Here is a 20,626-nt window from a genome sequence, read left to right as displayed (position 1 = left end):
TTAACGTAAATAGATGTAAATAGGCATGAGTGCAAATCCGGTACATACCAGCACGGAGAAGGTGATGCCAATATATTGTACCCACTTGCCATACTTCGGATGGTAAAGACCAAAGCTGCGTATAGCGCTGTGAATGCCATGAATAAGGTGGTAGCATAAAGCAATCATAGCTAATACATATATCACCACATACCACCATTCTTTAAAAGTAGTAACCACAATCTCATAGAGGTCCTTTTGTCCATCGGCATCTAAAGGCACCGTTCCAAACTTGTATACATACCAGAAGTTTTTGAAATGGATAACCAAAAATATAAGAATGATACTTCCTAGTATACCCATATTTCGGCTATACCATTTACTTGCTCGCCCACGTTTATCTTGGCGATAAGCGCCACTAGATTTTTTGTTCGTTAGCGTTACTTTGAGTGCAAAAAAGGCATGTGCCAAGATGCTTAAGTAAAGCACATAAGAAACAATTTTGATTAATCCATTTTTGGATAGCAGTTGTGAGTACCAATTAAATTGTAGCCTTGCTTTTTCTACAGGTAGAAAAAGCTGCATGTTTCCTAGAAAATGTATCGTGAGGAAAAATGCTAAAAATAAACCCGTTATAGCGATGATTATTTTTCGTGTTAAAGTTGTCTGCATGCTGTTTTTAAGCTTAATAATAACCAATAACTTTCATCCATAAACCACCTATACCCATGTAGATGATTAAAAGAACAATACCTATTTCTAATCCTTTGACCCACCAGGCCTTAAGCTCTACATAGTTGCTTCCGAAGAAAACTGGAGCAGGGCCATGCCCGTAATGGGTTAACACTCCGTAGATAGAACCCATAAAACCAAGCATCATAGCGAGCAGCATAGGCGGTATACCCAGTGAAACGCCGACACCTAAGAGGGCTGCATACATGGCTGCCACATGGGCGGTGGCACTGGCAAAAATATAATGACTGAAGAAATATACTAAAATGATAACCGGGAAGGCAACGACCCAGCTCAACATACCTATTTCTTTTCTTACCAATTCGCTAAACCAACTGATAAAGCCAAGCTCATTAAGGGAGCTGGCCATCATAACCAGTACCGCAAACCATACAATCGTATCCCAAGCTCCTTTTTCTGCTTTTATATCTTCCCAGGTAAGCACCGAAGTCAATAGTAGAACACACAAGCCTATGAAAGCCGTAGTGGTAGCATCCACAGATAGTTTGTCGCCAAATATCCATAACGTCAACAGGATGGCAAAAGCAAGAAGCATTAGCCATTCATTACGTTTAATAGCACCCATCTCGCGGAGTTTTTCGCTAGCAATTTTAGGGGCATCGCCTGTTTTCTTTAATTCTGGTGGATATATTTTGTACAGAATAAAAGGAACAACAAGAAAGGCAACAAGGCCTGGAACAAAGCCCGCTGCAGCCCACGATAACCACGTGATGTTGATACCTAAGTTGGCTGCAAATTTTTGACACATCGGATTACTCGCTGTACCGGTTAGGAACATAGACGAAGTAATGAGGTTCATGTAATAGCTGTTCAAAGTGAGGTACGAGCCGAGCTTTCGGTGGGTTTTTGGGTCTTCCGGTACGGACCCGAAGCTCATCGCCATCGACTTCATAATGGGGTAAATGATACCACCACCACGCGCCGTGTTGCTCGGAATCGCAGGAGCAAGGCATAAATCGGCCAAGCCTAAGCCATAAGCTAGGCCTAGCGTGCTTTTTCCAAACAGACGGATAAAAAGGAAAGCGATGCGATCACCTAATCCTGTTTTAATGAAACCGCGTGCGATAAAAAAGGAGATACCGATTAGCCAAATTACTTTGTCGCCAAATCCGCTCAGTGACTTTACGATAGAGGCGCTCGGATTTCCTGGAGCCAACACTTGTGTGGACGCTGTAAGCGCCACGGCAAGCATACACATTGTACCCATCGGGGCAGCTTTTAAAATGATACCGAGGATGGTTGCAGCGAAGATGGCAAAGAGGCGCCATGCTTCAATTGTTACACCAGCAGGAGCTGGGATAAAGGCTATCACGAGACCTATTATAAGGGTGATGCCTGCGTTTTTAAGATTAATTTCTCTCATCAATCATTATTTTAGCATTCTGTTTTATAAATATTTGTATTTCGTCAGAGTCTACTCTGCACTTGGAATATGAGTAAATTACCGTTATGGGTATTGGTATTTTTAAATTGATGTTTGTAGCGATCTATTTGAAGACCTACCTGAATGCGGGCTCCATAATTTTTTAGAAATTCCAGACCTAACATGGGCGTATAGGTTTGTCGAGGGTTAGAATTAAGGTGGAAATTAGGGTCGAAGTATTCATAGCGGCAGGACGCTTCGATGGCGCCAAGGTTTTTGTATTTAATTTCATAACGCAAGTTGGGTAATACATAAACCCCGCGCATACGATAATCTCCAAGTGGCCCTGGGTCTTCTGTTGCAGCTTGTAGCGCATGGTTAAGGGCTTGTTTTCCTTCTATTTGTACGTCGAAAAAGAACTTCCTTGATAGGGGGATAGTGCTTGTTACATCAAGTCCCCAAGCATAGACATCGCCAGCAGGTACATGGCCTACACCACCATTTAAGCCGAAGTGAACGGCATATTTTTGGGATAGGGTGGCAACCGTTCGTAGCAAGTATTGTTTGCCACTATTGTTGTCCATAATTTGGTTTTTACCATTTCCATTCACCAGAGATAGTGCATACTGTAGGGGCATCTTACCTACGAGCGTCTTTCCGCTTGCTGAAACACCGATTTGGAAGCTCGTCCATCCATTTTTTCCGAACTCGCTGTATTGGTTGGACCAATCTAAAGATTTAATAATATCAACAGGGTAGGTCTCCTCAATACCAAACCACGGTCTAAACTGTCCAACAGTAATTCCTAGTGCTGGACCAAAGGTGTATTTGATATAGGCGTTTTCCAAAACCTTTGTTTTAGGGTCCGATTTAAAATCGGCTAAATTAACAAGAGCTACAACTTCAGTTCGTCTACTGATTGCAGCCTGTACTTGCACACGCATATACTTAAGTGCAAAGGAATTACTGGTGTATTTCCCGGCCTCATGGTGTAAACCACTGATGTCTACATCTTTCGCGAGGCTGGAGGTGTAGCGAGCCTGAAATAGGCCTTTAAATTTAAATGTGGGGTAGTTATCAAACTCTTTTCCCCATGTACTGTCAGGTACTTGTGCATAGCTTTGTAAAGAGGCGAGCGCCAACAAAAACAAAATAATATTCTTCTTCATAGCAGAGTAAAGGTATTTTCTAAAGGTATTTTGGTAATTCCTTTATGATATAACAAGTGAATAATAAAAATGTTTACTTGTTTTTATTAATTATTAAACAATTAATTAATAGCCCGTAATTTTATCTCCTCATGATATCTTTACCCAATAGAGCATGGTCATTATTTAAAGATAATGCTGGAAGAGCAGGTTTGTTTTTTTATGGTCAAAAAAAATAGTACCTTTGATGGAGATACCCCGAATACAGCCTTTTTTGAATTAAAAAAAGGATTCATCTGCACGAAAAGTATATATCTGATTTTTAATTTATTATATTCAATGAATGGCTAGAAACCAAATCACTTCAAACAAAAAAGAACGAGCAAAGAAACAACAACAGAAGAAACAGCAAAAGCTTGAGAAAAAAGAACTAAACAAGTCGAATAACGACAAAGGGAAAGCTTTAGAGGAGTTGTTCGCTTATGTTGATGAATTTGGTAACTTAACGGATACCCCTCCGGAGAAAAAATACGAGTTCAAAGAAGAGCACTTAACAAGACCAGAAGCGGCAGAAGAAGAGTACCGCCATGGTAAAGTATCGTATTACAACCATGAAGGACATTATGGTTTTATCCGCGATAATGAAACAAAACAAACAGTTTACTTTAATGATAAATTGGTTGGTATGACCTTAAAAATCGATCAACGCGTACGTTACAAATCTATTCGTAGCAAGCAAGGTGATCAGGTTTCTGAAGTAATTATAGACGGTAACTAAAGTTTACACGTGAAGAATAAAGCCTAGCTTAGGTTAGGCACAAAAAAAAGAAGGTATCCAATTAGGTACCTTCTTTTTTTTGGTAAGTTTGCATAAACACAGGTGCTTATGCAAACTTTAGTTGTTTTTATTGAACAACTTTTACTTTAACGGCGTTAAGACCTTTTTTACCATTTTCAACCTCGAAAGTTACGGTATCATTTTCGTAAATTTCGTCAATAAGACCTGTTGTGTGAACAAAGATATCTGCACCACCGTTTGTAGGTGTAATAAATCCGAAACCTTTTGTTGGGTTGAAAAATTTAACTTTTCCTTCTTGCATTTTGTTGCTTTTTAAATAATTAATAATACTGTTTAAACCAGTTCTTTTATAATCGTAACGCTACCTAGCGTTTTGACTTGAATTTTTTGATGGCAATTTTTTGCCCTATTAGCTTTTCTATATTAGCTAAGTTACCGTTTTCTTCGGAACTACAAAATGCAATTGCTGTACCATCTTTTCCAGATCTACCTGTTCTACCAATACGGTGAACGTAGGTCTCTGATACATCAGGCAATTCATAGTTGACTACATGCGGTAGTTCATCGATATCGATACCACGAGCAGCGATATCGGTTGCTACTAAAATTTGAAGCGCTCCATTTTTGAAATCATTCAATGCTCTTTGTCTAGCATTTTGTGATTTGTTGCCGTGGATTGCCATAGCGTTTATTTTTGCTTTGCCCAGCTGCTTTACTAAACGGTCGGCGCCATGCTTCGTACGTGTGAAAACGAGCGATTGCTTAATGCCTTCTTCTTTAATAATCTTGATAAGCAAGCTTGTTTTATCTCCTTTTTCAACCTTATAAACAGACTGATCAATGAAACCTGAAGCCGAAGAAACAGGGTTTACGCTGATTTCTTGCGGATTGTTTAAGATTGAGCTTGCAAATTTACGAATAGCAGGAGGCATTGTAGCGGAGAAGAACAATGTCTGGCGTTTAGCCGGAATCTTCGCCAATACTTTCTTGATATCATGGATAAAGCCCATGTCAAGCATGTTGTCGGCCTCATCAAGGATAAGCGTTTCGATACCCGATAAGTCAAGAAGTCTTTGGTTTGCAAGGTCTAGTAAACGACCAGGTGTAGCGACAATAATGTCTACACCATTTTTCAGTTGTTTTACTTGGTTTACTTGCGAAACACCACCATAAATAACCGTTTGTTTGAAAGGAAGATGTTTACCGTAGTTTACGAAGTTCTCGAATACTTGTAAAGCAAGTTCGCGTGTTGGTGTCAATACCAAAACACGAGGCTTACTGCTATCTTTCTTTTTTGCAGATAATAGCTGTAGAGTAGGGATAGCAAAAGCTGCTGTCTTACCTGTTCCTGTTTGTGCACAGCCTATAATGTCACTTCCGGATAAAATAATGGGAATCGCCGCCTCTTGAATGGGGGTAGGGGTGTTATAGCCTATGGCTTGAATCGCCTGTAAAATAGGCGAAATAATATTTAAGTCTTTGAAAATCATGAGAATGTATAGAAAGGACCACGACTAGTCGTCTGGCTATTTATCAGCTGATTAGCTGAATAGGATTTAACCTGTTTTGTTTGTTGTTTTCCAACCACGTTGCCGTGAAAAATGCGCATGCAATAATGTAAATTAGCGGCAGCTGAAAAAGCGAAAACTGAACTACATAGTTTAAAACTACAACAGATAAAGCAAAGGCAGTGGCCTATTATAAGCTACAAAGGTAGTTTAAAAAATTAACATACAAGAATTAATGTGTTGTTTTTGTAAGGGGCTGTCTACGAGTACTAAGAAAAGAACGTCCTTTTGTGTTTTGCGCATGTGATAGCCTTTGGGGTATTTACGTTGTCCAGTTTTCTGCTTTCCTGCGCCGATGTAGAACCGCTTAAATAGGGCTGTATTCTTTTATTTTAAAGGAAACTAGCGTTTGTTAAAGATATTGGGTATCTTTGCTTAGTGACTATCCTAAACAGGGTTTTCAACTAAAAGCTTCACAAATATTTTACAGCCTAGTATGCTGGCGATTTGTGCGTCGCTTTACATTACTTATTTAACAAATAAAATCATATTCGTTGATGATTAACATTACATTGCCTGACGGCTCCGTACGTCAGTTTGAAAAAGGAACAACTGCTATGCAGGTTGCTCTATCGATTTCAGAAGGATTAGCTAGAAATGTATTAGCCGCTGAAGTAAATGGTGAGGTTTGGGATGCTTCTCGTGCTATCGAGAATGATGCAACCGTAAAACTATTGACATGGAATGACGATAAAGGTAAATCTACCTTTTGGCATTCTTCAGCTCACTTGTTGGCCGAAGCGCTTGAAGCTTTGTACCCAGGTGCTAAGTTTGGTATAGGTCCGTCTATCGAAACAGGTTTCTACTATGACGTCGATTTTGGCGATCACGAAATCTCTTCTGACGACTTCAAACAAATCGAAGACAAGATGTTAGCTTTGGCTAAGCAAAAAGAATTGTTTGAGCGTAAAGCTGTATCTAAAGCTGATGCTATCGCTTATTTCGAAGAAAAAGGCGATGAGTACAAGTTGGATTTATTGAAAGACCTAGAGGATGGAAAAATTACTTTCTATACCCAAGGTAACTTTACCGATCTTTGTCGTGGTCCACACATTCCTAATACAGGATTTATAAAAGCAATCAAGCTTACAAACGTAGCTGGTGCTTACTGGAGAGGGGATGAGTCACGCAAACAGTTGACACGTATTTATGGAGTAACTTTCCCGAAAGCTTCTGAACTGACTGAATACATTAAGTTTATTGAAGAAGCTAAGAAGAGAGACCACCGTAAGCTAGGTAAAGAGTTGGAGTTATTTGCTTTTTCTGAAAAAGTGGGTGCCGGTTTACCATTATGGTTGCCAAAAGGGGCTGCGCTACGTCAGAAATTAACAGATTTCTTACAAAAGGCACAATTGAAAGCAGGTTACGAGCCTGTTATCACGCCACACATTGGACATAAACAATTGTATGTGACTTCTGGTCACTACGAGAAATATGGTGCTGATGCATTTCAGCCGATACACACACCAGTTGAAGGAGAAGAGTTTTTCCTAAAACCGATGAACTGTCCACACCACTGTGAGATTTACAAGACGAAACCTCGTTCTTATAAAGATTTGCCTGTGCGTTTTGCAGAGTTCGGAACAGTATACCGTTACGAGCAATCGGGCGAGTTGCATGGATTAACACGTGTTCGTGGGTTTACGCAAGATGATGCCCACTTATTCTGTCGTCCTGATCAAGTGAAGGATGAGTTTAAGAAAGTTATCGACTTGGTATTGTATGTTTTTGGAGCTTTAGGCTTTGAAGATTATACGGCTCAGGTTTCCCTACGTGATCCAGAAAACCGTACTAAATATATCGGTACTGATGAAAACTGGGCTTTAGCAGAGTCTGCTATCATTGAAGCAGCAGCAGAAAAAGGACTGAATACAGTGGTGGAATACGGCGAAGCCGCATTTTATGGACCTAAGTTAGACTTCATGGTGAAGGATGCCCTAGGACGTAAATGGCAGCTAGGAACGATTCAGGTGGATTACAACTTGCCGGAGCGTTTTGAGCTAGAATACACGGGTAGCGATAATATGAAGCACCGTCCGGTGATGATTCACCGTGCTCCATTTGGTTCATTAGAGCGTTTCGTAGCTGTATTGATTGAGCACTGTGCGGGTCAATTCCCGTTATGGCTTGCACCAGAGCAGTTTATCATCCTTCCAGTATCAGAGAAATACGAAGAATATGCGAAAAATCTTTTGGAATCGTTAAATAATTCCGATATTCGCGGACTGATTGATCTTCGTGATGAGAAGGTAGGTCGTAAAATTCGTGACGCTGAGGTTAAAAAGTTACCTTATATGTTGATTATAGGGGAAAAAGAGATCGAAAGTGGCACAGTTTCTGTTCGTAAACACGGGTCTGTAGATTTAGGATCTATGACCGCAGATGAGTTTAGAGAAGTATTAATTAAAGAAATAACCGTTTAATTTTTAAACATTTGGCATTAAAAAGATCGAGTGGTCCAAGACCACCAATGAGAAAGAAAGAACCAGATCACCGCATTAATGAACTAATAAGGGTACCTGAGGTACGTTTAGTGGGGGATAATGTAGAGCAAGGCGTTTTTCCAACGCGTAAAGCATTGGAGCTGGCCAATGAGTTGGAGCTTGATTTAGTGGAGATTTCGCCAAATGCTGTTCCTCCTGTTTGTAAGATTATCGACTACAGTAAGTTTGTATACGAGCAAAAGAAGAAACAGAAGGAAATCAAGGCGAATGCGAAGCAAACAGTCATTAAAGAGATTCGTTTCGGACCGAATACAAGTGACCACGATTTTGATTTCAAGCTGAAACATGCGATGAAATTTTTAGAGAGTGGTGAGAAAGTACGTGCATACGTACACTTTAAAGGTCGTGCGATTGTTTTTAAAGAACAAGGAGAAATCTTGTTGCTACGCTTTGCACAGGCATTAGAAGACTTCGGAAAAGTAGAGTTGTTCCCGAAATTGGAAGGTAAACGTATGTTTATTACGATTGCTCCCAAACTCGCGAAGAAATAAAAAGAATCTAACAGATTGATATAAAATATAATTTATTATGCCAAAAGTAAAAACCAATTCCAGCGCGAAAAAACGCTTTAAATTGACTGGAACAGGTAAAATTGCAAGAAAAAACGCTTACAAAAGCCACATCTTGACAAAGAAAACGACTAAGCAGAAACGCAATTTGACGACTACAAGTTACGTACACGATGCCGATATGGGTAACGTTAAGCGTATGCTTGCTATCGGAAAATAAGTCCACTTAATTTAATAACAATAATTTGTAACCGGGTATTAGGTCGTAAGTTTACTGAAATACGTAACGCCTCATACCAAACTAAATTTAATTACTATGCCACGTTCGGTTAACGCAGTAGCTTCGAGAAGAAGAAGAAAAAGAATCTTGAAATTAGCCAAAGGCTATTTCGGATCAAGAAGCAAAGTTTATACTATTGCTAAAAATACAGTAGAAAAAGGTTTACAGTACGCTTACCGCGACCGTAAAACTAAAAAACGCGAATTCAGAGCTTTATGGATTCAACGTATCAATGCAGGTGCTCGTCAACACGGAATTTCTTATTCTCAGTTGATTGGTAAATTAACAGCTAAAAACATTGGCTTAAACCGTAAGGTTTTAGCTGACTTAGCTTTAAACAATCCTGATGCTTTCAAAGCAGTAATTGACGCCGTAAAATAAAGTTTTAAACCGCAATCAATTTGTTAGATATTGAAGGGAGTCCATTTTGGATTCCCTTTTTTGTTTGAAAGGACTGTTGTCCTCCCTTTTGTCCTCTTTTGTCTCTAGTCCTTGTTTTGTCCATTTCAATAGGCCTAGTCGCTTTCTAACTTACCTTAATTTCTTGTTGCTCTCCGTTGTACTATAATAGACTATATCTATTTGATTTTGTTAATAGTTATGTAATGTTATTGTTTTGCAATTAAAAATAATATTAATTAAAACAAATTCATGTTTCGATGGTTTGTTGTTTATAGGTAAAGAATAATTCTTAAAGATTAATTGTTTTACAATAAATTAATAAAAAGAAGCCTTCATCTTACTAACTAGCATTATTTAATGAATTTAAGGAACCAATGTATCTGTCTTATTAACCTGTGTTGGGTTTAATGGTTATTACTGTTATCAGGAAAGACTCGTTTTTGGTTATGAAATCATCCTTAAAGTTAATCTTATATGGAAGAAATGAAACGAACATTTTTAATGGCCGACTGTAGTATATTGGCTTTGGAACGTAAAAAAGGACGAATCCAATCTTTTTTTTACTTCTTATTGCTCTCTTGGCTCACCTTTATGGTATTTAACCCTAGTCAATTGCAAGCTCAGACGTTGAATGTCAATGATGATGTCCCACGTTTGTCCGCTTGTAGTGATGCTCAAGAGTTTACCGTTCGTATAGATAAGGGACAAGCTGCCTGTCCGAATGGACAATTGGTGATTCATGTTCCCGCAGGTCTAGAATATGTGGCGGGAAGCGCCAAGGTAGATGGGCTTACTGTTGCGGAGGCTAACGTTAGCCTTACAGGAGCAAGCATCGCTGTTAATGTTCCAGCAGGCCCACGTACGGAGTCTGTAAAAATTACGTTTCAAGCACGTGCAAAATGTGAATCTCTTTCATCACCATCAGGATTAGCCATAGCTTATACACTGAATGGTTGTAATGGTGTGCAGAACGGTACAAGTAATGCCATCACTATTCTATCTGCGGTATTACAGGTTTCTGTTACCCCCGATTTAGCCGAAGGTATACTGGGGGATGAAATTGTGCGCACCATAACGGTTAAGAACAATGGTAATGGTACAATCACGGGATTTACAGTACCTGCTACGCATGGCAATGGTTTACAGCGTATTTCTGGAGGAGAAACTAATGGATGGACTTATGATCCTGCACAGCAGGTTTACCGTTACAACGGCACTTTGCAATCAGGCGCTATCGGTTCATCGGTTTCGTTTGTAGAAAGGGTGAAAATTTTAAGTTGTGATAACCTGACATCTACCTATCGTGCCTATTATGGTTGTACTACTGAATGTGTGGATGGATCAGGAACGCCGGTAACGGCTACCATAAAAATGAGCTTAACCAAACGACCTAATTTGCGAGTTGTCACTGGGGTACTACCTGAGATAACCTGTTTTAATACTTTTTATAGCTATAGCATAACCATCGAAAACACAGGAACCGTTGATGCCATAGATGTTAATTTTACCGTTGGTACAGCTGATGGCGCTGGTTCATCTTATATTGTCGGTAACTCGGTTAAATTAAATGGTTCAACACTTGTGCCAGGTCCTGGAAGTACGTTGATTGGTACTGCAGCAGGTGATTTATATGGTACCACAGGTCAATATGCTTCTCAGCTAGTGAAGATTCCACTTATTCCGGCTGGAGGAAGTGTTACCTTAATGTTTGACCAATATTATGCTACGCCTGTATTGAACAGTGTTAACTGTAGCACCTTACCAAATTTATATACGCGCGGCGATACCTATTATTCGGCGGCTTATGTTAATAGTATGACCTGTGACGAGCAGGGAAACCCACCAGCATACACTATAGCGAAAACCAACCTACGATCAAAGTTAGACTATAGCTTTGCCGGAGGGAATATTGGCGAGGTAGATATCGTTGAAGGAACCCCTTATGAGGCTGACTTTAAAATTGATAATTTAGGTATTCCAATTGAAGGCTTAGCGCCAGGAGCTTTCTTTGAGATGAAAATAAAACTATCCCCTAATATTCAAAATTTTGATCCTAGTGCTGTTAAATTGTTTAAAGGACAGGATTTTATACCAAACGGGGCGAATGGTTTTCAAATGATTCCTTTAGGAAATAATGAGTATTCTTTGCGTGTTTACTATGGTACGCCGGCTTGGCCTTCAGGTCAAGCATTTAGCTCGACCGATGGATCTATGCGTTTACAATTTCCGTTAACGCTTACCTGTCCAGCTCCAGAGTTCTATTATGAAATATCGACAGGTTTAAATAAAGGAGGAACCTGTGCTACTGTATCCTTCAACTGTCCTTCACGTGTTGACATTACAGCACATTGTGATGGTACTTGTCCAGGAGGAGGCCTTGCGAATGGGGTTGCTAAATTAAAGAGAATTACACTAGGCTTCGCTGACGCGAATAATGATGCTAAACCAGATAATAACATACCGTTGGATCCAAACGGTAATCTTTCGGCTATTGAAGAGCGTTCTTTCGTAGGTGGAGATATTATCGAAATATATCAAAAGAGTACCGTAGCTGGTGGAGATGATGGATTTAAAGTAAACCCTTCCGGTATATGGAATAATGGTAAGTTTGTCGTTAATTTTCAAGCACTACCACAAGTAGAGCAGGTGCCAAATGGTGGAACGGTAAAAATAACCCGTGGATCAAATACCTATACAGTGAGCAATATCCCTGTCACAAAGAATGGTAATTTATATCAAGTAAGTTTTAATATTGCCAATTGGTTAATTGATCCAGCAGTTACGCATAATTTACCCGCTAACTTTAACTTCTTAAATGGTGATATTATTGAGTCGGCTTTACAGGTTAAGGTAAAAACACATAACGCAACGAGCGAGTTGAAAATATTTCCAGCGACATCATCATTAACCTATAACGGAATAGATTATAGTTGTGCAGCTGGTTATCGGGCGAGTGGCTATTATGGATCCACAACACTCACGACCTCGCGCACGGCAGCTTCTTATAATGTGCCTGGTTGTTCTACTGGTACAGCAGGGCCGGCTTTCACGACTAATTTAAGTATTGGAGGACGTAGTAATAGAAATGCCTTGTTTTTCAATGAGTTTAGACAGTTGGCAACACTGAAAAAAGTTACATTCACCGTACCTCAAGGGTTAACATTAACCGGTTATAGGGTAGAGATTGTCAATAATGCTGCTACAGGTACGTTGACTCAAAATGTACCAATTACGCCTTTCTCTGGTGGTAATTATGAAGCTGATTTAAAACCTATTATAGAAAGTCTTAAAGGAGGAACAACAGGTGGTTATCTTGATGAAGGCTTTATCGTTCATATACGTCCGACTGTAAGTGTAAATTGTGATGCTAAAAATACAGAAACCATCATTGTAAATGGTGTAGTCGATGGTACTTTCCGTTATAGTGGTGCCGATTATTATAACGCAACAGATGTTGCTACAGGACCGATAAGTTTGGTTTATAACACCGATAATGAAAAATTAGTCGTAACGGCCGCTCAAGCGAGCGTTAATACCATTACAGCAGAGGCGAATTGGAGATTGACCGTAAGAAACACGTCGACGTTCCATACGTTCCAAAATTTATGGCTAGCAAAAGTAGGCGGAGTAGCGAGTACGCAAGGCGTTCGCTTACAGCGTATAACCTCTTTAACCGATACGACACATATTGGAGCACCGATATTGCTTACAGATGATTTATTTCAAGTAGGGGCTGTAGCTGCTAATGCAACAGTCTTTTACATGCTGACTGCGAACTTCAGCCACTGTGGTCCTGGCGATATTGAAGTTGTTTACGGAAATGATTGTGCCGGATATCCAACAGATGTAGCAACGGTTGAATGTAAGTCTGATTTACTGAAACTGAGCTACGTGCCAGAGCAGGCAAACTTGCAAACGGTTATTACGAAGCAACCGGCAGGTGCCTCAAATCCTAAATTATGTGCTCCTTTTGAATATGTTGTTGAAATCAACAACGCTGGAGGACAAGCAAAAGAATTATTCTTAGATATTCCAATTCATGAGCTCGCAGGCTTAGAATATGTGCCTGGTTCATTACGTGTTTCAGGAGCTTATCCAAGTGGACAGACTAATCCTGCATTCACGGCTGTTGATGACCAAGGTAATGTAACGAATGGTGCTAACGGGCTACGCCTTAGTATTCCTACTTCGGTGTTGCCAAAATTGGATCAAGGAAATCGCTTCTACATTAGCTTCCAGCTAGTCGTTAAAGAATGTGATTTTGAAAGTGGCCATGCGATCAATGTTACCCCTGGAGGAAAGAACTTCTGTGGTAGTCCAATTACGGAAGACCGTATTTCTTCGGCACAGTCCAATCGTATTATTATGAAAGGCGCGCCAGACGAAGAGCCTGTCATTACGTTTAGCTCTAGCGTAGATGTTAAAGCAGCTACAGATGGTACACATCTTTATGCGGAATACAACCTGCGTGTTGCCAACACAGGTACAGGAGCTTTTGCCGTACCAATTACTGGGCAGGCAGCACGTGCTAATAACCCACTAGGAAATGTACCTGTATATAGTTTCGCCATAGACCTACCTGCGGGATGGGAAATTGATGATACCCAGCAGGAGCTTATTGCACCAAACAAGGCTACTTACCTAGGTAAAATACCTGGTAAAGGCTATGCTTTCCAAATTAACCAAACAATAGAGGCGGGGCAGGAAATAGATGTTGAGCATATTCGCCTTATTTATAGAGCTAATGACGCCGCGACTTTAGCATGTGGTTATGTTTTCGGACGTATTCATGAGCAGGTACTGGCCGAGTTTACGCCGGAGTCTGACTGTCCACTACCAAACGATTGTAAAATGAACTTGCTGACGGCAGAGCATTTTACAGACTTTGTATTGCAACAGCCTACGCCACCTGCAGCACAATCGACACAGGTATTCTGTGAGACTGCTGGCGCTACTTTAGCAGATATCGTGCTTACAGATGCAAGCTACCCTTCATGGTTTGCTTCGCAAGCAGATCTTAACGAATTGCCTGCTACAACGGTATTGGAAGCTGGTAAAACATATTATGTATCGAATCATTTCGTAGAAGGTGCACTTTGCGCTAGCGATCGCATTCCGGTAACGATTAATCTCGATGCAGAACCTGTCGTAACTGCAGGTACGGATCAAGTAAGCTATAACAGTGGCACATTTACCTTAAATGGAAGCCAGCCTACAGGTAACCAAACAGGATTGTGGACTGTTGTAAGTACAAACTTGACACCGGTGCTTATTGCCAACCCTACTTTATATAATACAACGGTTACGGTACCAGTGGGAGCAACAGTAGATTTAAAATGGACAGTTACCAACGGTACATGTGAGGCTACGGACTCCGTTCAGTTGAAATTTGCACGTATCGCCGATTTAGTAGTCGATAAAAAAGCAGATAAAACAACGTATCAAGTTGGAGAAACAATCACCTATACCATTACGGTAACGAATAATGGGCCAGGTACCTTATTTAAAGATGAGCCATTCCTACTGCAAGAGACTTTGCCTACAGGTTTGTTAAATCCTGTATTCACAGCAAGTAACGGTAGCTATGATGTAGCTAGCGGAATGTTTACGCCTTCGGCGGATGTATTACCGACAAACTCCGTAAGTCTGGTTGTTGCTGCTACGATAGCACCAACTTATGAAGGCACAACCATCACCAATAAGGTGCATGTAGAGCCGCCGGTAGATGTAATTGATCCAGATGACACAAATAATGATGATGAAGAAACAACAGCCGTAACGCGTGTTGTAGATCTTGCAGTTACTAAGGTAGCCGACAAAACAGAAGTTAATGAGGGAGATTTTATTACCTATACCATTACGGTGAGTAACCAAGGACCAAGTCGTCTATATGCGGGTGAGGTTATTGGTATTAAAGAATCTCTTCCGATTGGATTAACAGAAGTTACCTATACGACGACCAGTGGCAGCTATGATGAGCAGAAGCAAGAATTGACTTTAGCAAATGATTTTAATAATGGAGATATGCTAACGTTGATTGTTAAGGCTAAACTTACAGCATCTAGTTCGTTGGTTTCTAATTTAGTTAATCAAGTGGATGTTTCTGTTCCTGATGAAGTTACAGATCCAGAGCTGAATAATAATCATGCCGAAGAAGTAACGAAAATCAATCGTGTAGTCGATCTTACCGTTATTAAAAAAGCAGATAAAACGCAAGTTAACGAAGGAGACTTTATTACGTATACTATTACCGTTAGTAACTTAGGTTTAAGTAATTTATATCTGGGCGAGGTTATTGGGATTAAGGAGTCTCTTCCTAACTCGTTGACTGAGGTAAGCTTTAGCTCTTTGGATGGTGTTTATGATTTTAATAATCAAAGTTTTACACTTTCTAAAGATTTATTAAGTGGCTCTTCTATAGCATTAATTGTAAAAGCTAAAGTTTTACCTTCGGCAAATGTGAATGCTATTTTGATTAACAAAGTTGATGTTTCAGTTCCCGATGGAGTTCTAGACCCTAATCCAGATAATAATCATTCGGAAGAAACAACAAAAGTGATACGTACCGTAGATCTTGCTGTAACGAAAACGGCTGATAAAGCCATCTCTATTGCAGGAGATCTTATCAGCTATGTTATTACTGTTAATAACCAAGGGCCAAGTCATTTAAATGCAGGTGAGGTAATCGGTATTAAAGAATCTCTACCTGAGGCGTTGACCCAAGTGACTTTCAGCTCGCCAGATGGTGATTATGACTTTAATAAACAAGAATTCACTCTTGCTAAGGACTTCTTAAGCGGTACTTCAATACAGCTAATAGTGAATGCAAAAGTTCTTGGTTCTGCAGCTTCAGGTGCTAGTCTGATTAATAAAGTAGATGTTACAGTTCCAGATGGTGTTACGGATCCTGACCCAGATAACAATCATGACGAGGAAATAACAACAGTTGATAGAATCGTAGATCTTGCTGTTACTAAGGTAGCCGATAAAGCTACGGTTGTGGCTGGTGAATTTGTTACCTATACCATTACAGTAACAAATAATGGATTAAGTCATTTGCTTGCTGGTGAGGCGATTGGTGTTAAAGAGTCGCTTCCTACCGCATTAACGCAAGTAACCTTTACATCACCTGATGGAACTTTCAATGCGCAGACACAGAAATTGACGCTGGCTAAGAATCTTGAAAATGGCGCTTTCGTACGTCTCATCGTAAAAGCTAAATTGTTAGCATCAACGACCGTAGGAAGTAGTATTGTTAATACGGTAGATGTAAGTGTGCCAGATGGTGTCACCGATCCTGATTTAACAAATAACCATGATGAGGAAACAATTCTAACGGATCGTAATACTGATTTAGTTGTAGTAAAAACGGTGAGCAATGCGAAGCCAGTAGTTGGAACAGAAACAACGTTTACGATTAAGGTGACGAATAATGGGCCTAGTGATGCTACAGGAGTGAAAGTAACGGATGTATTGCCAAATGGCTATACCTATGTGAACGCTACAGCAACCAAAGGAAGTTATGTTGCTGCATCTGGAATTTGGACCGTTGGTGATCTGGTTGTGGGAACATCTGCAACATTAACGATTGTTGTCAAGGTAGCACCAGTAGGTATCTACAAGAATCAAGCAACCGTGACCGGAAATGAGAAAGATCCTGATTTAACAAATAACGAGTCTTCAGTAACACCAGTGCCATTGCCATCGCCGCCAATAGCTGTCGATGATAAGGAGACAACGAATGCCAATACACCTGTTGATATCTTGATTCTGAATAATGATAGACCTGGATTGTCAAATAGTCCATTGGTACCTAGTTCAGTAGAAATTATTAGTCAACCGAAGAATGGACGTATTACGATTGATGCCAACGGTAAAGTGGTGTATACACCAAACCATGGCTTCGTAGGTGAAGATACTTTTGTATACCGCGTGAAAGATGAATTGGGCTACTGGAGTAATGAGGCAACAGTAACGATAACAATTGTAGCGAACGACTTATTCATACCTAATATCTTCACACCTAATGGTGATGGTACCAATGATACGTTCGAGATTGTCGGTATTGAAGGCTTTGATCGGGTAGCACTGACTATTCTAAATCGTTGGGGTAACGAGGTCTATCGTAATGAAAGTTATGATAATAAATGGGCAGGACGCGGATTGAATGAAGGTACCTATTACTACATCATTACCCTGCATAAGTCGGGTACACAAAGGGTAGTAAAAGGATGGGTAATCATCAAAACAAAATAATTTAGGATATGATCTTTAAAAGACGAGATATACATATGAAAAGTCAAGGTTTAAAAGTTTTGTTATGCTGTGCTACGGCGCTGTTCTTGGGGAAGAGTTATGCACAACAAAGTATTCAGTTTACACAATATATATTTAACTCTGTAAGTGTGAACCCGGCTTATACCGGATACAAAGAAGAGTGGTTTGGACAGATGGCTTTACGGAGCCAGTGGACAGGTTGGGATGGAGCACCAAAGACAGGTTCTATATCTATTGATGGTGTTGTGGACCCTATCGGTAAGCGTCATGGTGTAGGCCTACAAGTCACGGCCGACCAATTAGGGGCACAATCGGCGACGGCAGTGTATGCGAATTATGCATTGCGCTTGCAGCTGAATGATGAAGATACACAACGTTTATCTTTAGGTATCGCCGGTGGTTTTACGCAGTATGGATTGGATGGAAATAAGCTGCAAGCCGTAGAAACAGGTGATGTTGTTATCCCTCCAGGAAAAATTAGCACCTGGAGACCTGATATCCGCTTGGGGGTTTATTACTACAATCCACGTTGGTATTTAGGGGCCTCGGTACAGGATTTATTCTCCGATGCTAGTAAGAATGATGAATTCCGTTTTAATGAAAATTCATTGGAAAGCTTGTACAAAAAGATAAGTCTTTATGTTATCGGTGGAGCGATGTTTGAATTTGATCAGGGTTTATATTTCAGACCTAGTTTCTTGGTGAAGGATGACTTCAAAGGACCTACTTCCTTGGATATTAATGCGATGTTTATCTTCAATAATAAATTTTGGATAGGCGCAGGCTATCGCACACGTGCACGGATATTTAATAGAGAATATTTTGATCAATCGCCGTTGAAGCTGTCAGCGACAAATGCAATAACCGGTATTGTTCAGCTTTATGCAACGGATAAATTGCGTATAGGTTATTCTTATGATATCATGCTTAATAAAATGAGTGGATTGCAAAATGGTAGCCACGAGCTTACGTTGGGTGTGACATTCGGCCAGGTTAAGCAGTTGTTGAGTCCACGCTTCTTCTAATATAAATCCAGAAAGTATATGAACATGATAAATAAAAAAATAAAAATATGCTTAGCCCTATGCTTGCTTACGGCAAGTTTATGGTCTGGAGAAACAATAGCGCAGGAACAACCTAGTGCTGCCTCCAAAGCAGAAAATTATATCCGACGTAATGAGTATGCCAATGCCATTAAGGTTCTCCTTCCGATAGCGTCGAAGAAAAACCCTTCGACCTTAAATTTGGAAAGACTTGCCGATAGCTACTTGTACCTTAAGAATTATGGGGCTGCCGAAAATTGGTATGCACGTGTGGTGCAACGTACGGATTATAAAAAAGAGTCCCTGCTGAACTATGCTGAAGCGCTAAAACAAAATGGTAAATACAGGGAAGCTAAAGTTCAATTTCAAAAATATGAAAGTGAATTTGGTGCCTTGCCAGAGGTAACGTTAGCCATTGCAGGGGCCGATTCAGCTCTTGTATGGCTTGAGAAACCAACAGGACATGTAATTCGTAATGAAGAACACTTAAATACAGATAAAGCTGAGTTTGGCGCTTTTCCTAGTCAAAACTTAGGCTTGTTGTATACTGCAGAACCTACATTGGATCATAAAAAGCGTAGCGGTATGACGGGAGAGTCCTATCTTAAAATTTTCTCTACGGATAAAGGTGCTGCTAATGCCAATCTAGATCAAGGAAAGCAAGTGGTAGGCTTATTTAATGAAGCGGCATACCATGTTGGTCCTGTAATCAGTAATAAGGAGGGTGATGTGCTATTTGTAACACGTACTTACCCTGGGGCTGATGCAGAACGTTATCGTGCTTACGGCAAAACAGTGAAGAGAAAGAACTTAGAGCTTAAAATTTATAAAAAGAATAATAACGGATGGACGGAAGTTAATTTCCCGTACAACAATGTTAAAGATTATTCTTTAGGGCATGCGGCTTTAAGTGCTGATGAACAAACATTATACTTTGCTTCTGATATGCCCGGCGGCCTTGGTGGAGTAGATATATGGTATTCCGAATTGCAGTCCGACGGCTCATGGGGTAAACCTCAGAATGCAGGCGCTGTTATTAACTCTGCAGGTGATGAAATGTTCCCTACCGTTTATGGTGATGATTTTTATTTTTCCAGCAATGGTTTTGCGGGGATGGGTGGTTTGGATATCTTCCGTGCTAAAGGGGCTAAAGGTAGTTTCAATGGACGCGTGAATTTACGCTTCCCGATTAACTCTGCTGGCGACGACTTTGCCTTTGTGGTGAGCCACAAAGATGAACATGAAGCACATGGCTATTTATCGTCCAATCGTTCCGGAGGTAAAGGTAATGATGATATTTACGCTTTTGGTTATGTACGACCTAAAATTACCATTCGTCTAGAGGGATTAACGATTAATAAGAAGACAAAAGAGATTATTCCAGGAGCTACAGTTTCCCTTTTTGCTGCAAATCGTCAGTTGCTAGGAAAAGTACAGAGCGATGGTAGTGCCTTGTTTACCTTCCCGATAGAGGAGAATGAAAATTATAAGCTATTCGCTGAGAAGGAAGGTTTTCATGCCGATTCGCTACGTGTAGGCCCTATAAAAGCGAATAAAGATACTGTAGTAAAGGTTACGCTAGCCTTAGAACCTGTCTTTACGGTAGGGGATAAGTTTGTATTAGAGAATATTTACTATGACTTTGATAAGCATAATATCCGTCCGGATGCTGCCTTGGTGCTTGATCAGTTGGTGCGCACGATGCGTGATAACCCAACGTTGAAAATAGAACTTTCTAGTCATACGGATAGCCGTGGTAATGACAATTACAATATGGCATTATCACAGCGTAGAGCGCAGGCAGCTGTAGATTATATCATTAGTCAAGGTATAGATCGCGACCGGTTGGTTGCTCGTGGCTATGGGGAGACACGCTTAATTAACCACTGTGCAAATGGCGTTAAATGTTCTGATGATGAGCATCAGGCAAATCGTCGTACAGAAGTTGAAGTGTTGGCTTTCTAAAGGCATAAAGACAATAAAAAAGAGCACTGTTTTTTT

At 40.2% G+C, this 20,626-nt stretch carries 13 protein-coding genes; 8 read left to right on the top strand and 5 right to left on the bottom strand.

The window, feature by feature from the left end:
• The 3 genes from WH223_RS05805 to WH223_RS05795 are packed head-to-tail and all read right to left on the bottom strand — an operon-like array spanning nucleotide 1 to nucleotide 3,264.
• Nucleotides 1-651: a succinate dehydrogenase cytochrome b subunit gene (locus tag WH223_RS05805; RefSeq protein WP_340046591.1), complete on the bottom strand. Its 651-nt coding sequence runs from the start codon at nucleotides 649-651 to the stop codon at nucleotides 1-3.
• A gap of 13 nt (nucleotides 652-664) precedes the next feature.
• The gene (locus WH223_RS05800) at nucleotides 665-2,095 is read right to left on the bottom strand and encodes an anion permease (protein ID WP_340046590.1); all 1,431 of its coding nucleotides are present in this window, start codon (nucleotides 2,093-2,095) and stop codon (nucleotides 665-667) included.
• A 44-nt stretch (nucleotides 2,096-2,139) separates the two neighbouring features.
• On the bottom strand, nucleotides 2,140-3,264 hold the full coding sequence (locus WH223_RS05795) for a porin (protein WP_340046589.1): 1,125 nt from the start codon (nucleotides 3,262-3,264) through the stop codon (nucleotides 2,140-2,142).
• Nucleotides 3,265-3,586: 322 nt separating this feature from the next.
• On the opposite strand from WH223_RS05795, the gene WH223_RS05790 reads away from it, so the two are divergent.
• The gene (locus WH223_RS05790; RefSeq protein WP_340046588.1) at nucleotides 3,587-4,021 is read left to right on the top strand and encodes a cold-shock protein; all 435 of its coding nucleotides are present in this window, start codon (nucleotides 3,587-3,589) and stop codon (nucleotides 4,019-4,021) included.
• A 127-nt stretch (nucleotides 4,022-4,148) separates the two neighbouring features.
• Here the strand turns inward: WH223_RS05790 and WH223_RS05785 are convergent, their stop codons facing one another.
• Nucleotides 4,149-4,343, bottom strand: a complete 195-nt coding sequence (locus WH223_RS05785; RefSeq protein ID WP_340046587.1) for a cold-shock protein — start codon at nucleotides 4,341-4,343, stop codon at nucleotides 4,149-4,151.
• A 64-nt stretch (nucleotides 4,344-4,407) separates the two neighbouring features.
• On the bottom strand, nucleotides 4,408-5,532 hold the full coding sequence (locus WH223_RS05780) for a DEAD/DEAH box helicase (RefSeq protein ID WP_340046586.1): 1,125 nt from the start codon (nucleotides 5,530-5,532) through the stop codon (nucleotides 4,408-4,410).
• Nucleotides 5,533-6,107: 575 nt separating this feature from the next.
• On the opposite strand from WH223_RS05780, the gene thrS reads away from it, so the two are divergent.
• The 7 genes from thrS (at nucleotide 6,108) to WH223_RS05745 (ending at nucleotide 20,590) form a co-directional block, all read left to right on the top strand.
• The gene (gene thrS, locus WH223_RS05775; protein ID WP_340046585.1) at nucleotides 6,108-8,033 is read left to right on the top strand and encodes a threonine--tRNA ligase; all 1,926 of its coding nucleotides are present in this window, start codon (nucleotides 6,108-6,110) and stop codon (nucleotides 8,031-8,033) included.
• Between the two features lie 47 nt (nucleotides 8,034-8,080).
• Nucleotides 8,081-8,605, top strand: coding sequence for a translation initiation factor IF-3 (gene infC, locus WH223_RS05770; protein ID WP_340046584.1), 525 nt, complete (start codon nucleotides 8,081-8,083; stop codon nucleotides 8,603-8,605).
• A 37-nt stretch (nucleotides 8,606-8,642) separates the two neighbouring features.
• Nucleotides 8,643-8,843, top strand: a complete 201-nt coding sequence (rpmI, locus tag WH223_RS05765) for a 50S ribosomal protein L35 (protein ID WP_148907389.1) — start codon at nucleotides 8,643-8,645, stop codon at nucleotides 8,841-8,843.
• Between the two features lie 96 nt (nucleotides 8,844-8,939).
• Nucleotides 8,940-9,284: a 50S ribosomal protein L20 gene (gene rplT / locus WH223_RS05760; RefSeq protein WP_340046583.1), complete on the top strand. Its 345-nt coding sequence runs from the start codon at nucleotides 8,940-8,942 to the stop codon at nucleotides 9,282-9,284.
• Between the two features lie 504 nt (nucleotides 9,285-9,788).
• Nucleotides 9,789-17,561 carry a T9SS type B sorting domain-containing protein gene (locus WH223_RS05755; RefSeq protein ID WP_340046582.1) on the top strand — a complete coding sequence of 2,591 codons (7,773 nt, stop codon included), beginning with the start codon at nucleotides 9,789-9,791 and terminating at the stop codon, nucleotides 17,559-17,561.
• 35 nt (nucleotides 17,562-17,596) lie between these two features.
• Entirely contained in the window at nucleotides 17,597-18,607 is a 1,011-nt protein-coding gene (locus tag WH223_RS05750) for a PorP/SprF family type IX secretion system membrane protein (RefSeq protein WP_340046581.1), read from the top strand.
• 24 nt (nucleotides 18,608-18,631) lie between these two features.
• Nucleotides 18,632-20,590 (top strand): OmpA family protein, encoded by a 1,959-nt coding sequence (locus WH223_RS05745; protein ID WP_340046580.1) that lies wholly within the window; start codon nucleotides 18,632-18,634, stop codon nucleotides 20,588-20,590.
• Nucleotides 20,591-20,626: the final 36 nt, after the last annotated feature.

The organism is Sphingobacterium sp. MYb382, assembly GCF_037572665.1.
Classification (GTDB): Bacteria; Bacteroidota; Bacteroidia; order Sphingobacteriales; family Sphingobacteriaceae; genus Sphingobacterium.
Note: the sequence above shows the minus strand (reverse complement) of the source record. Positions and strands in the feature narration are given on the sequence as shown.